The organism is Campylobacter hyointestinalis subsp. hyointestinalis (genome assembly GCF_013372145.1).
GTDB classification, from domain to species: Bacteria; Campylobacterota; Campylobacteria; order Campylobacterales; family Campylobacteraceae; genus Campylobacter; species Campylobacter hyointestinalis.
This window is the reverse complement of sequence record NZ_CP053827.1, coordinates 1244935-1258463: the sequence shown is the minus strand read 5'-3', so window position 1 is coordinate 1258463 and position 13529 is coordinate 1244935. Positions and strand designations below refer to the sequence as shown.

Here is a 13529-nt window from a genome sequence, read left to right as displayed (position 1 = left end):
ATATATCTTTTATTTTTGCTCATATCAGGAAAGAAATTTGAATTTGAAAATTATCCGTAGATAATCTACGGATAATAAATTTTTATAATTTTAGAAGTACTTGTCCGTCTTCTACTGTTTCGCCTTGAGATACTAAAATTTCACTTACTACGCCTGCATTTGGTGATTCTATAGGAATTTCCATTTTCATAGCTTCTAGTATGATGAGAGTTTGACCTTTACCAACTGTATCACCGACTTTTACTAGTATTTTAAATACTCCTGCTGGCATAGTGGCTTTTATCTCGTTTTGGGTACTACTACTATCGCTGCTACTTTTGACATCATTTGTTTTGATTTCTGCTTTTGATTTGCTAGCCTCTACTTTTGTAACAGATTTTATCTCAAAATTATCAAATCCATCACTAACTTCAACATTATATTTGTTTCCATTTACAACTACGCTGTATTTGTTTGCATCTGCTTGTTTTGAACTTGGTTTACAAGAAGTCCCTAAATCGCCGATCTTTCTTACCATAACTTTGCCTTCACCTTTTAAATAGGCTATTCCTTTTTCTTTGCAAGCGGCTGCTATAAAGATATTTTCTTCGGTTTGTTCGATTCCTTCTTTTTCAAGGATAGCTTTTGTATAGGCGAGTGATTTTGTTTCGTCTTTATCTGCGATATCTATAGCACTCTCTTTTGTAGGTTCAAGACCGAGTTGTTTGCTGGCAAGCTCTACTATCTCATTGTTTGGTTCAACGGGTGTTTTTCCAAAGTATCCAAGAACCATTTTTCCATATCCGTCTGCTATCTTTTTCCATGGTCTAAACATCACATTGTTAAATGCTTGTTGGAAGTAGAACTGGCTAACAGGGGTCACGCTTGTACCATATCCGCCTTTTTCTACTACTTCTCTCATAGCTTTTATGACTGCTGGAAATTTACCTAGTATGTTGTTGTCTCTCATCATCTGAGTATTTGCAGTAAGTGCGCCACCAGGCATAGGAGAGAACGGTATAAGAGGACTTACTTGAATGGCTTCAGGCGGCATAAAATAGTCTTTTAAGCAGTCTTGTAATACTTCTTCATATTTTAGGATTTTTTCTACGTCAAGTCCGCCAAGATCGTAGTTTTTACCTTTAACTGCGTGAAGCATAGTAAGAATATCTGGTTGGCTCGTTCCTCCGCTTACTGGAGAGGCAGCTAAGTCTATACCGTCGGCTCCTGCTTCAAGTGCTGCAAGGTAGCAAGCTACACTTACGCCGGCAGTTTCATGAGTATGAAGACGGATATGAACACTATCGCCAAGTAGTCTTCTAGCCATTTTTATAGTTTGATATACTTTTTCAGGACTGCTTGTTCCGCTTGCGTCTTTAAAACATACGCTGTGGAATTTGATACCAGTATCAAGTATATCTCTTAAACTTTTTTCATAAAATGCAGCGTCGTGAGCTCCAACGCAGTTTGGCGGAAGATCCATCATAGTAACTACTACTTCATGTTTTAGTCCGTGGTGAACTATTCTTTCTCCGCTGTATTGTAAATTTTTTACGTCATTTAATGCGTCAAAATTTCTGATGGTATTTGTACTGTGTTTTGCAAAAAGTTTTGCGTGAAGATCGACTAGTTCGCGACTTCCGGTATCTAATGTAACGGTGTTTACGCCACGTGATAGAGTTTGTAGATTTGCTTCTTTTCCAGCAGCTTCTCTAAATTTATCCATCATCGTAAAAGCATCTTCATTTAAATAAAAATACAAACTTTGAAATCTAGCTCCGCCACCAAATTCAAAGTGGTTTATACCGGCTTCTTTTGCCGCGCTAACCGCGGGTAAGAAGTCTTCCATTAAGACTCTAGCGCCAAATACAGATTGGAAACCGTCGCGAAACGTGGTATCCATAATATCTATAAATTTTTTTGCCATTTTTTTATTTCCTTTTATAAATTTTTATTAGCTAAGCTTAACTATAAGTTGATAAACTCCGATAGCCAAAATAGCCATCGGTGCAACAAAACGAAGTGTAAAATACCAAATTTCAAACACATTTTTACTCATAAATCCTGAAAATAATATATAAATTCCTTCACGTTTTAATACCCAACCGACAAAAATACTAAATGTAATCGCTCCTAAAGGCATAAGAACATTTGAAGTCATAAAATCAAGTACATCAAAAAACGGTATAGGTTTTTGTGTATTTAATAGCTCTTTTGGCAATGAAAACAGATTTGAAGTAATACCGTAGTATGAAAATATACAAAAAAGACCTAATATATACACGACTATTCCGATCGTTACGAGTGCTTTTTTTCTAGTAAATTTGAATTTATTTATAAGATAAAGCGTAAATGGCTCTATCATAGAAACTGCGGACGTAATACCTGCAAATAGCAATGAGACGAAAAATAGTACCGCAAGAAAGTTTCCGACAAGTCCCATTTGTGCAAAAAGTGAAGCTAAAGAAACAAAGATAAGTCCGGCGCCCTCACTTGCAGGCTGTCCATCAACGATAGGGATAAATGAAAAAACTACAAGCCCCATCATTATTCCTATTAATATATTTATAAATACTATCGAAAATGTAGATTTAACTAAATTCGTTCCATCAGGTAAGCTTGCAGCGTATGTAGAAACTGTTCCTACGCCCATCGACATAGAGAAAAATGCAAGTCCTAAAGCTTGTAAAATAATAGTCGGGTTTAAAATCTTGCTAAAATCGGGAATAAATATAAAGCTTAGAGCATCGCCAAATCTACCGCTCTCAAAAATAGCATATAGAAGCAATAAAATAAGTAATACGAATAAAGATGGCATCATCCATAAATTTAGTTTTTCTATACCGCTTTTTATACCTTTTGAAACTACGTAAAATACTATCAAAAATACTATGCTAAAGCATATAAATACGCTCAAAAGATCATTTGTAACTAAATTTCCAAATGTTTCTCCGGCGCTTGCTGGGTCTTTGGGAAGTGAGCCAAAGCTCATAAAAGTATATTTTAATATCCAGCCGATAACTATCATATAAAATGAAGCTATAAGTACGGCCGTTATCATAAAAAATCCAGCTAAACTCCACTGCTTTTTATGATTTGGAGCTAGTTTGTGTAGCGAACTCACAAGATCGCTCTCGCCTAACTTTCCTATGCTAAGCTCGGCCAAAAACACGACTACGGCGATGCTAAGTGTAAGCACGATATAAAGTAGTATAAAAGCCGAACCTCCGTTGTTTCCGACCATTGTTGGGAATTTCCAAGCATTTCCAAGCCCTACGGCGCTTCCTGCCATAGCAAGAACGAAACCGATTTTAGAAAACTTTTCTATCATCATAAGCCTTAAATTTTAAATAATGAATAGTTTAACAAAATTTTCTTTTAAATGCTTTTATAATTGTATAAAAAAATATTTTTTTATATGTAGTGTAACTTTTTGGAAATATTTTGATAGGTAGCTTATGTTTATATTATCTATATATTTAAATTTTTATATATAAACTAACTTTTTACCATTTTTTACAAAGATTATTGCATTTTTTTCAAATTTGGCTTGGTATTTTAAATTTGTTATTTCAGAGCCGTATATTAAAAATATCAGCTCATTGTCGCCTATAAATTTATATTTATGTAGTAGATAATTTGGGAAGTATCATATCAAATTTCTTTTATTTTTTTGATATTATAACGGAATTTGCACCGAATTTGGTGCAAAATCATTTTAGTAGGCTAAATTTAGTATCTCTTCAAGTACATCTTTTGTATAGACATCAGCTATACCAAAAGCTTTTGCGTGATGAAGCGCTGTGGTAGTGATATCACTCACACTCATATCAAGTCCGAAATCTCTTAGTTTTGTAGGAGTTCCTATCTTTTCAAACCATGTTTTTAAGGCTTCTATACCTTCATCTGCGCTGTTCTTACCAAAGATAACTTTTGCAAATCTGCTAAATTGCGCTTCATTTTTATCTTTGTACCATTTCATCCAAGCAGGCATCACGACTGAAAGTCCAGCGCCGTGTGGAACGCCATAAAGCGCTGAGATGGAATGCTCTATCATATGATTTGGATAAGAGTAGCCGCCCACGCCAACATAAGTAGTGCCATTTAGTGCGCAGGTTGCAGCCCATGCAAACTCGGCTCTAGCGTCATAGTTGTCAGGATCTGCTAGTAGAATTTCTGTTGTTTTGATGATGGTTGAGATGTTTGCTTCTACTAATTTACTGATGATCTCTGGATGATGAGTCGCGGTTAAATACCCTTCGATACTGTGAGCGATGATATCAGAAGCCGAATATACAAGGTAGTTTTTAGAGATTGATCTCATAAGCTCTGGATTTATGACTGAAACTTTTGGATTTATAAGGCTTGAAGTTATAGATATTTTCTCTTTTGTATCTTCGTTTGTTACAACGGCAAATGAGTTCATTTCACTTCCAGTTGCTGCTAAAGTCATGATGTCAAATACCATAAGTGCATCTTTTATCGGTGCTTTTCCTAAAAATAGATCCCATACATCGCCATCATATTTTGCTCCAGCGGCTACGCTTTTTGCAGTGTCTAGCACAGAGCCACCACCTATGGCAAGCACACTATCTACGCCGTTTTTTCTAGCTAAATTTATAGCTTCATAGACTTTACTTAAAACCGGATTGCTTACGATACCGCCTAGTTCACTAAATTTGATACCAAATTTAGTTAAACTTGCGGTTGCTTTATCAAAAAGTCCGTCTTTTTTGACTCTATCGCTGCCAAAAAGTATCAAAACATTTTTTGCACCATACTCATTTAAGTACTCGCCTATACTATTTTCTTTACCTTTTCCGAATTCTATTTTTGTCGGGTTATAATATGAAAAATTTACCATTTTTCTCTCCTTGATCTGAATTTTTATTTTTATAATTATACTGTTTCTTTTAATTTTCGGATAGAAAAATATTCCATATTGATTGCCTGATCCTACAAATTTATACTATCTCTTAAAAAGCTACAGTGCGCTTTTGGTGGCATTCCAAACATTCTTGCATACTCTCTACTAAACTGAGACGGGCTTTCGTAGCCGACTAAAAATGCTATATCAGATGCTTCTTTGTTTGTAGAGACAAGCATTTTTTTAGCCTCTTCTAGTCTGATTTTTTTCTGAAATTGAAGAGGGCTCAAAGTAGTGATTTTTTTGAAATTCTGATATAGGGAAGATTCACTTATGCCTATATTTTTTGAGAGTTTTTTTATGTTGATACTTTTATCGAAATTTTCTTTTATATCGACTATGACTCTTGCTACTTGATTTGCTATACTTCCTTCTAAAACATACTGTTTAAGCAATGCTTCGTTCTTTTGGAGTAGGGCGTAGATGATCTCTTTTTTGGTTAAATTTATAAGAAAGCTTTCGCGTTTGCTTTTAAGAGCTAACTTTGTGAGTCTAAATAATGGCTCTAATATATCATCATCTAAAGTATTTAAGCATAAACAACTTTTTAAATTTTTATCTTTTGAAGATCTATCTATCCCAGTCTCTTTCATGACGTTGTATATCTCTTCTAAACTAAAAGTAAGAACAGAACAGATGTAAGGTTTGTCTTTTGAAGCATCTGTAACTTGCACTTTTGCAGGAACGCTTAGCGTGGAGATAAGATAACTTTTGTTATCATAACCATACTTTTCATCATTGTAGCTCACGTCTTTTTTGCCTTGTAAAATGACACAAAGCGAAGGTTCATACATAACGCTCGTAAATTCTGTTTTCTCTTGTTCTACATAAAAATTTAGAGCATCTAAATTTGTAGTGATCTTTTTGCTTTTTTTATCGGATAATAAATTTATAATATTTTGTTTGTAGTCCATTGTGTTCTCCTGAAGTCTATATTATGTCATAAAATTTAAAATATCGAATATGCATTTTTAAAGCAGGATAAACTTTGTTTTATCTGTTTTATTTAAATTTGTGATTTGTGTATGTAAAATTAATCTAACGAGCTAAATTTTTAATCTACTTCAAGTTCCCAAAAAATATTACAAAACCTTTCCTATAAACCTATAAAATCCTATAAATAGATATAAAAATCTATAAATAGAATTTCTGTTGTATTCCTATTTCAACCTTGCTAGTTGCTATTTGATTTGAGCTTAAATCATCTAACAGAGCCGTCAAGTCCATAGGCGTAAATTCGGATTGAACTAATCCTACTGATTTATTTACGAATTTATATGACATACCCCCCCCAACGTATAAATGCAGAGGTTTCTAATATCAACAAATCTAGCCTACTTTCGTAGGTCTTACAAATTCTCCTCTAAGAGCCCCAACTCTATAAATATTTAAACTAGCATTATAATCTCTATCTAATTTTGCATTACAATTAGGACACTCAAACATTCTATCTTTAAGACTTAAATCTTTTCTGATGTATCCGCAGCAACTACAAGTCTTAGAACCTGGATAAAACTTATCTATTTTAATAACATTTGTTTTTGTTTCTAAAATAGAAATAAATTCTTTAAACGCTAAATCATTTATCTTTCTACCCCAAATTTTAGCCATAGCTTTTAAATTGAGGTCTTCAATAAAGACATTATCACATTTTTTAGCTAAATAAGAAGCTAATTAAAGAAATAATCTTTTCTTTAATTAGCTAATTTTATATAAAATTTAGCTAGATTTGAGAGTAGCTACGATAGTAGGCTAAGCACTATAATCAAATATGCTAAGGCACTAGGATTAAAAGAGCTAAAGATAAGTTTTTAAAAATCTGTAAAAACACTTTTACACATCTTAAAAATACTAATATACATTATTAAAATACTTATAAAAGCTAGAAAAACTTATAAAGATTATACTATATTGTTTAATGCTCATAAATCTGATAAAATATTCAAAACAACAAAAGGCGCAATATGTCAGATATAGTAGTGTATAATGATGGAGAGATAGAGCTTAAAGTTTCGGTAGAGAGTGATACGATTTGGCTAAATGCTGAAGATATAGCTAAGATTTTCTACGTACAAAGACCAGCTATTGTGAAGCATATAAATAATATATACAAAGATGAGGAACTCAGTCAAAATTTAACTTGTTCCAAAATGGAACAAGTTGCTAAAGATGGCAAGCTTAGAAAAGTAAATTTGTATAACCTTGAAATGATTATCTCTGTTGGTTATCGTGTCAATTCCAAAAAAGCTACCAAATTCCGTCAATGGGCAACATCTGTTTTAAAGAGCTATATCGTAAGTGGTTATGCTATAAATCAAAAGAAATTAGCTCAAAAAGGATTAAAAGAGCTAGATCAAACCATAAATTTACTCAAACAAACTATAGATTCAAGTGAATTAAATTTAATTGAAGCAAAAGGGCTTCTTGACGTAATTATAGGCTATTCAAAAACTTGGAGTTTACTACAAGGCTATGATGAAAACTCATTATTGATAAATCCAAAAGCAAACCAAAATGGATTTGTACTAGAGATAGATGAAGCACTAGAAGCTATTAAATCGCTCAAATCATCTCTGGTAAAAAAGGCGAGGCGAGTGAGCTTTTTGGTAGACAAAAAGCAAATGAATTCGGTGGAATTCTTGGCAATATATATCAGACATTTGGCGGTGTGGATCTAATACTAAGCATAGAAGAAAAAGCAGCTCATCTGCTCTACTACATTATTAAGGATCACCCTTTTAGTGATGGCAATAAAAGAATAGGTGCATTTATGTTTATTTTGTTTTTATCTAAAAACTCATTGCTTTATAAACCAAATAAAGAGCTAAAAATAAACGATAACGCCCTTACTGCTTTAGCTTTAATGACTGCCAAAAGTGAGCCAAATCAAAAAGATATTATTATAAAGCTTATAGTGAATTTGCTAGGGGATTAGTGAATTTGTGTTTAAAATGATAGGAGTATAGCATTATTCACCTTTTCTTGAAAAAAATACCTTGAAAATAAGGTGGGCTATTTTTTTGACTTTCGGTTCATTCTTGTAAGATCATACAAGTATAAATAATAAAAGATACAATTAAAATCGTCCAGCATATAAAGCTTATTTTTTTTAATATATATTTTAAAGTTAGTAGAATCTTTTAAACAATACATTATAAAATAAAAAATTATGCTGATACCTATATTTTGACTTATTTTTATACTAAAAAAGATATTGATAAAAATTGAGATTGTAAGCCATGAAGATACTATATAATAATACAACTTTCTTTTAGAAAGTATTAGCACTAAAAATTCGGTAAAATTAAATAAAAAGTTAAATACAGATAATGCCTTTTTGATAGCATCATCCTAAATATTATCTTATATTATTCTTAAAAATTTAAGTTTACAAGCTTACTTACTTTTAGGCATTAATTTTCCACTGAGTGGTGAATTAGTATTTAATTATTTAAAAAGTATTTTATAATTGTAATGCCTATCATCAAAGGTATTAATATCCAAAGTATCTTATTTAGTTTTTTAATATATAACTCTATATTTTTTATATCTCTTATAAAATATATTATTAAAAAATATATAAATTGCACCGTAACAGCAGTACTAAAACTTTTAGTTAAAGTCAAAACTATTGAGCCAATTGCAATTGAGCTCTCTAAAATTACTGTTAAAAATTTATTTTCATGTTCTTCTCTGAGATAATTAAAAGCTTGCAGCATCCATCTTAATGAATTTAAAAAATATGCTATTATATCGGACATAAAAATACCTTTTTAAGCTGCTGTAAATTTTGCAGCAACGGATTATTTACTAAAAACCTAAAAATTTAAGTTCAATCTCTTGCTTTCTAGTGTTTAAAATTTGTATTAAAACAGCTCTAGCAAAGAAGTTGCTCATTATAATATTTTTTTGCTGAATTAATTTATCTTTGGAAACAGATATTAAAGATATTATTTCTAGCACATTGTCTATATCTTCAAATTGATTTTTTAATGCACGTAGAAATGTTTGTCCTAATCCAACGGCAGTTCCAATATTATAAAAGACTTCAGCTATTGCTACTATTCTTGTATTCGTAACTATTTGCCTTCCCATTTCATTAACAATATCTATAAATATCTTGAGTAACATCGTCTGGTGTATAATCTTTGACATCATAACCCAAAGTTTGGCGATCATAAAAGGCATCTAAAATGCGTATGATAGAGCTTGTTGTTCTTTAAAGCTTAACTCGCTATTTACTACTTCTACTTCATTGTCTGTTTTTATATTATCATTTAAAACCATATTTGCGCTCATTATTTATCCTTTTTTGATTCATTGTTTAGTGTATTTGTATTGCTGTCGCCTATGCTTATTAGAGATCCACATCCAACAACCAAAAGACCCGCAATAACTAAAAAGATTATATTTTTCATAACCTAAACCTCCTTTTTTTAAATTGTAATTCGTAAAAAAAGACCAAAACATTTTTGTAATTAGTGAATTTAGAGTATAAAACACTCAACTAAAACTGAAAATTTGGGTATAAAATGCCTATGCAGATTTTTGTAAAAAATCAATAAAATATTAAATATAAATTATAAAAATTTATGAATTTGGCTAAAGTAGCCATAGAATGTTTAAGTGTCTCTAAATACGAATTACAGGGAGAATTGTAACTTTTTTATTCTTAAAAATTAATATAAGATTGCTTATAAATTATTTAAATTTGTTTACATAAATTTGGTCTAAATTTTGATTAATTATAGGATAGAATTTAGAAAATATTTTGAGAATAGTTATCATACATATTAACAATATATTAGTACAAAGAATTGTTAAAGGATTTAGCCTATTACAAAAACTAATAGGCTAGTTATTGCAAATGCACAAAAATATCTCTAAATATAACATAGAGTTCAAAAAGCATTATAGAAGTGCTCAAGGGTAGAACTATAAATCGCTCTACACTAGAATTTGTATAAAATCTATACTTTTTAGGGAATATCCAAACGATTTATTTGATAGTGGCCAAAATGCTTTATTTATACCGCTTTTAGTCATACTATCACCTATGATATGCAAGAAATAACCAGTAATAAAGCCAAATGATATACTAAGGACCATGATATTTTTTGTATTAGATAATATCAACAATAATGTCATAAAAATAGGCACAACGAAATAATGTGTAGCGCCTCTATGGCCAAATAGTGTTTTAATGATTTCTGATATTCCGATACATTTCTTTCCAATCTTTGAATTTGGCTCATCAATATCTGGAAATATCGCTCCAATAGATATGCCAAAAATAAATAGACCTAAGACTTGCTCATTAATATTTATATTAGCAAAATATGATAGAGTAGTTATTGGTGCCAATGCTACTGATATAGCAAAGCTAACGCGTGTTGTATGGACCATATATATCCTTGTCACTGAAATGCGCTTAAAACAACTTCTAGCTGTTTTGAATTCTTATTAGTTAATTCATGGAATGTCTTTATGTTTTTGTGTGTTACAAAAAATCCTGATACATATTCTGAACGAACCTTAGCAAATTGAATGGTTACTTTACCAAAATCTGCACGTGCAATATCGCCTTCAAATATTGCATTTCCATTTCTATCGCTAAAGCCAGTAGAATGGAGCAATATGATACTTTCATTCAAAGGCAATAGCTTAATAGTAGAGCTATCAATTCTATGTCCTTCAAATGCCATAGCTTTTCCATCTTTAGTGAAAAATATATCTAAAACAATATAAGTTTCTTTCTCAAGCTTATGCCATACTTTGTGTTTTTGCACTTTGGATATCCTTAAGAAGATTTTCTTGACTTTTGACCATTAATTCAAGTTTAGCTATAATGTCTTTATTCTCCAAGAAATACTAAAAACAAACCTGGAATATCCCATATATTAAAGCTTTCTTTTTCTACCAAAGCTAGCCAAGCAAGAGGAGAGTCTACGATATAAATTCCACCATAAATAGTGTAAATTCTTCCAGCGTGAGAGACGTGTATTTTAGTTAAAATATAAGCAAAATTAGAAGCGAAACAACTCCTAGCCCAAGCCATCAATGAGTTTTATCATCTCTAAAATAGAGTCAAAAAGTAAAATATCCAAGTATCTCAAAAAATGCAGCAATGAAGAATAGGGCAATATTTTGTATTATTATTATTATTGCATTAGAAAATGGTGCGATCAGCGAGACTCGAACTCGCACACCGTAGCGGCACTACCCCCTCAAGATAGCGTGTCTACCAATTCCACCATGATCGCAGTAGAATAAAAGCCCCGTTTGGGGCTAAAGATTAACCTAAAAATGGGTTAGCATAAAGTGCGATAAGAGCGATAACAAGTGCATAAATAACTTGTGCTTCGATCATCGCAAGAGCGATAAACATCGTAGTTAAAAGCTTTCCGCCAAGACCTGGGTTTCTAGCTGTTCCAAGGATAGTTGCTGCTGCAGTATGTCCCATACCGATAGCTCCACCAAGTGCTGCAACACCAAGACCGATGCCAGCTGCTACAACTGAAAATGCTTTGATTTGTTCGCCATCAGCACCAAAAGCAAAACTTGCTAAAGCTACTACAAGAAAAAGAACTTTTTTCATAAATGCTCCTAAAATTTTATGTTTAAGTTAGTTCGGATAAATTCCCTACTTAGAACTTAAAACGTGTAATTATATTTTAAATTTGCTTTGATTTGCTTTAAATTTAGCATTTATGCCTGCTGCCATTTTTGCCATTCGCCGCTATCATCGATCTCGTTTGCCATTTTTTCATATTTTTGGTAGTAGAACTTCACAAATTCCAGTGTTTCTCTATCTTGCGGTAAGTAAATTTCACCTTCAAACTTAGCAAATTTAGCCAAAAACTCTCCTGCATCAAACTTGTTTGAATAATGTGTTGCTAGGTTTATGTAGTTTTGCATAGCTTCATTTTTAAAGCTTTCGTAACCGTTTTGAGTGAAGTTTATCTGTAGTTTTTTACCATCAAATTTTAAAACTCCTGATCTAAAAAGTAGGCTTAGATGTATGAGCCCCTCACAATAATACGCCCTTGTTTCGGTGACTTTTTGCCACGCTATGAGTCCTATGCTTCTTTTGATAAGTTCGTGAAATACGGCCATTTTATAAGTAGCATCTTCATGCAAAAAGAAATTTATAAGTCCACCAGTCGTAGCTTTATACTCTTCTATAAATTTAAATTCTCCGCTTTTGTTCATAGCGCTTTGCGTGTCGCTATCTATAAATAAAATATGCCCAAACTCGTGTCCGATAGTTGAGATCTCATAGACTTTTTTCCAAATTTCAGGTTTTTTATACAAAATTTCTCTACCAAAATCCAAGAAATCTTTATCAAAAATCTCGCTTGCTAGTTTCATAAAAGGCTTAGCCTTTGTGCTTTCATATACGAAATTTACAAAAGCAAATATCTTTTTGCCGCACTCACGGCTAACTATCTCATCATTTGGCACGACTTGCGCCGAAAAAAGACCGTTAAACTCAGCAGCGTAATACACCATAGGCACGGATATATAAAGCTGGGTTTTATCTATGTTTGAATGTACTAAATTTACCATATTTTGGTTTTTTACGCCGGTTTTTGAGTAGATCTCATCAAAGCTTTCTTTTATGCTATTTTTAAATTTAGTCTCATCAACGCTTAAATCACCAACTAGTCTGATGTCCCATTCGAGCGCTACTGCGTGTGTATAAGCGTCTTCGTAATACTCTAATGGATGACCTATCTGAATTTTGCCTTTAGTATCCATCCACGCACGCTCGGCGTCTTGCCAGCTAGCTATCACAAGATCATTATTTGTTTGCAAAAATGCATTTTTTAGCTTTGCTAAGTATATTACATAGCTTTCATCGTCTTTTGTTTTGCTTAATTTTTCCAAATTTACTAGACTAGTTTCAAAAGCGTCTTTTACGCTTTTCATCTCATCTTTAAAAGAGACTGCGTAAGGTGCTAGCTTATAATCCTCGCTGTTTTTTATCACTGCGCCATAAACCCTATCGCAGCGCGAATTGTCAGGATTTATCTGATAAAGTCTGTTTTTAGTGATAAACTCGTTTGCTTTTGCGATACTCTCAAATTTAGTTTCAAATTCCCTATTTGTAGTCTCTATGATACTTTTTTGCCATGTTTTTTGCATTTTGCTTAGAGATACACCGATGCGATGTATTGACTTAATGAGCTCCAAATAAAACGGCTCTAAAATGCCTTTTTCTTCTACTTCATTTATCAAGCCCTGGTGGCGATTTATATAAAACTCGCTTACAAAATCATACATTTTAGCTTTTATGGTATCTATCTCGTCTTCGCTTTTACCGCTGTTTTTAAGCTCATTTATAATTCCAACTTCATTTAAATCTACGATCCGTCTCAAAACCGCTATTTTATTGACGCTAGAACTATCTAAAGAGCATAAATTTAAGGCTTTTGAAACTATCTCATTGTCCATATTTTTATATAAATTATTTAGCTCGTTTTTCTGTTTTTTTACCAGCTTGTTTAGAGCTGCGAAGTCATTCATTGTTATCCTTTTTCTGATTATTTTTGATAAATTTTATCACTAAAATACTAACATCTGATATAAATTTGAAAAAATATCTGTTTATATGACGCTA

The 13529-nt window shown here is 32.2% G+C and carries 13 protein-coding genes, 1 tRNA gene and 1 pseudogene; 2 read left to right on the top strand and 13 right to left on the bottom strand.

Annotated elements, in window-relative coordinates; all coding sequences use genetic code 11:
* Positions 1–82: 82 nt before the first annotated feature.
* The 5 genes and pseudogenes from CHHT_RS06485 to CHHT_RS09440 all read right to left on the bottom strand — a co-directional run bounded on the left by CHHT_RS06485 (position 83) and on the right by CHHT_RS09440 (position 6517).
* A complete protein-coding gene (locus CHHT_RS06485) occupies positions 83–1906 on the bottom strand; it encodes a biotin/lipoyl-containing protein (RefSeq protein WP_034963267.1) in 1824 nt (607 codons plus the stop codon).
* A 27-nt stretch (positions 1907–1933) separates the two neighbouring features.
* On the bottom strand, positions 1934–3310 hold the full coding sequence (locus CHHT_RS06480) for a sodium-dependent transporter (protein WP_034963265.1): 1377 nt from the start codon (positions 3308–3310) through the stop codon (positions 1934–1936).
* Positions 3311–3697: 387 nt separating this feature from the next.
* Positions 3698–4843 carry an iron-containing alcohol dehydrogenase gene (locus CHHT_RS06475; protein WP_034963263.1) on the bottom strand — a complete coding sequence of 382 codons (1146 nt, stop codon included), beginning with the start codon at positions 4841–4843 and terminating at the stop codon, positions 3698–3700.
* Between the two features lie 92 nt (positions 4844–4935).
* The gene (locus CHHT_RS06470; RefSeq protein ID WP_034963261.1) at positions 4936–5820 is read right to left on the bottom strand and encodes an AraC family transcriptional regulator; all 885 of its coding nucleotides are present in this window, start codon (positions 5818–5820) and stop codon (positions 4936–4938) included.
* 220 nt (positions 5821–6040) lie between these two features.
* A pseudogene (locus CHHT_RS09440) lies at positions 6041–6517 on the bottom strand (zinc ribbon domain-containing protein).
* Between the two features lie 353 nt (positions 6518–6870).
* Between CHHT_RS09440 and CHHT_RS06455 the strand changes: the two are divergent.
* Together CHHT_RS06455 and CHHT_RS09065 are read left to right on the top strand one after the other, a co-directional pair.
* Positions 6871–7584, top strand: a complete 714-nt coding sequence (locus CHHT_RS06455) for a virulence RhuM family protein (protein ID WP_197736256.1) — start codon at positions 6871–6873, stop codon at positions 7582–7584.
* Positions 7575–7841, top strand: coding sequence for a Fic family protein (locus tag CHHT_RS09065; protein WP_197736255.1), 267 nt, complete (start codon positions 7575–7577; stop codon positions 7839–7841). The genes CHHT_RS06455 and CHHT_RS09065 overlap by 10 nt, the downstream gene beginning before the upstream one ends.
* Before the next feature lie 508 nt (positions 7842–8349).
* Here CHHT_RS09065 and CHHT_RS06450 read toward each other — a convergent pair.
* The 8 genes from CHHT_RS06450 to ciaB all read right to left on the bottom strand — a co-directional run bounded on the left by CHHT_RS06450 (position 8350) and on the right by ciaB (position 13435).
* On the bottom strand, positions 8350–8667 hold the full coding sequence (locus tag CHHT_RS06450; protein WP_034963259.1) for a hypothetical protein: 318 nt from the start codon (positions 8665–8667) through the stop codon (positions 8350–8352).
* 49 nt (positions 8668–8716) lie between these two features.
* Positions 8717–9094 (bottom strand): hypothetical protein, encoded by a 378-nt coding sequence (locus CHHT_RS06445; RefSeq protein WP_034963257.1) that lies wholly within the window; start codon positions 9092–9094, stop codon positions 8717–8719.
* Between the two features lie 759 nt (positions 9095–9853).
* A complete protein-coding gene (locus tag CHHT_RS06440; RefSeq protein ID WP_051663778.1) occupies positions 9854–10312 on the bottom strand; it encodes a metal-dependent hydrolase in 459 nt (152 codons plus the stop codon).
* An 11-nt stretch (positions 10313–10323) separates the two neighbouring features.
* Entirely contained in the window at positions 10324–10695 is a 372-nt protein-coding gene (locus CHHT_RS06435; protein WP_034963254.1) for a YopX family protein, read from the bottom strand.
* Between the two features lie 65 nt (positions 10696–10760).
* Complete coding sequence (locus CHHT_RS06430) at positions 10761–10964, bottom strand: YnfA family protein (RefSeq protein ID WP_051663777.1); 204 nt, start codon at positions 10962–10964, stop codon at positions 10761–10763.
* A gap of 119 nt (positions 10965–11083) precedes the next feature.
* Positions 11084–11169 (bottom strand) — tRNA-Leu (locus CHHT_RS06425).
* 32 nt (positions 11170–11201) lie between these two features.
* Positions 11202–11504 (bottom strand): F0F1 ATP synthase subunit C, encoded by a 303-nt coding sequence (locus tag CHHT_RS06420; RefSeq protein WP_002850080.1) that lies wholly within the window; start codon positions 11502–11504, stop codon positions 11202–11204.
* A gap of 110 nt (positions 11505–11614) precedes the next feature.
* A complete protein-coding gene (ciaB, locus tag CHHT_RS06415) occupies positions 11615–13435 on the bottom strand; it encodes an invasion protein CiaB (RefSeq protein ID WP_034963252.1) in 1821 nt (606 codons plus the stop codon).
* Between the last annotated feature and the right edge of the window lie 94 nt (positions 13436–13529).

Excerpts from the sequence above, each read along its gene's own strand:
- CHHT_RS06485 (WP_034963267.1), bottom strand. The coding sequence starts at position 1,906 with ATGGCAAAAAAATTTATAGATATTATGGATACCACGTTTCGCGACGGT.
- CHHT_RS06480 (WP_034963265.1), bottom strand. The coding sequence starts at position 3,310 with ATGATAGAAAAGTTTTCTAAAATCGGTTTCGTTCTTGCTATGGCAGGA.
- CHHT_RS06475 (WP_034963263.1), bottom strand. The coding sequence starts at position 4,843 with ATGGTAAATTTTTCATATTATAACCCGACAAAAATAGAATTCGGAAAA.
- CHHT_RS06470 (WP_034963261.1), bottom strand. The coding sequence starts at position 5,820 with ATGGACTACAAACAAAATATTATAAATTTATTATCCGATAAAAAAAGC.
- CHHT_RS06455 (WP_197736256.1), top strand. The coding sequence starts at position 6,871 with ATGTCAGATATAGTAGTGTATAATGATGGAGAGATAGAGCTTAAAGTT.
- CHHT_RS06450 (WP_034963259.1), bottom strand. The coding sequence starts at position 8,667 with ATGTCCGATATAATAGCATATTTTTTAAATTCATTAAGATGGATGCTG.
- CHHT_RS06445 (WP_034963257.1), bottom strand. The coding sequence starts at position 9,094 with ATGCCTTTTATGATCGCCAAACTTTGGGTTATGATGTCAAAGATTATA.
- CHHT_RS06440 (WP_051663778.1), bottom strand. The coding sequence starts at position 10,312 with ATGGTCCATACAACACGCGTTAGCTTTGCTATATCAGTAGCATTGGCA.
- CHHT_RS06430 (WP_051663777.1), bottom strand. The coding sequence starts at position 10,964 with ATGGCTTGGGCTAGGAGTTGTTTCGCTTCTAATTTTGCTTATATTTTA.
- CHHT_RS06420 (WP_002850080.1), bottom strand. The coding sequence starts at position 11,504 with ATGAAAAAAGTTCTTTTTCTTGTAGTAGCTTTAGCAAGTTTTGCTTTT.
- ciaB (WP_034963252.1), bottom strand. The coding sequence starts at position 13,435 with ATGAATGACTTCGCAGCTCTAAACAAGCTGGTAAAAAAACAGAAAAAC.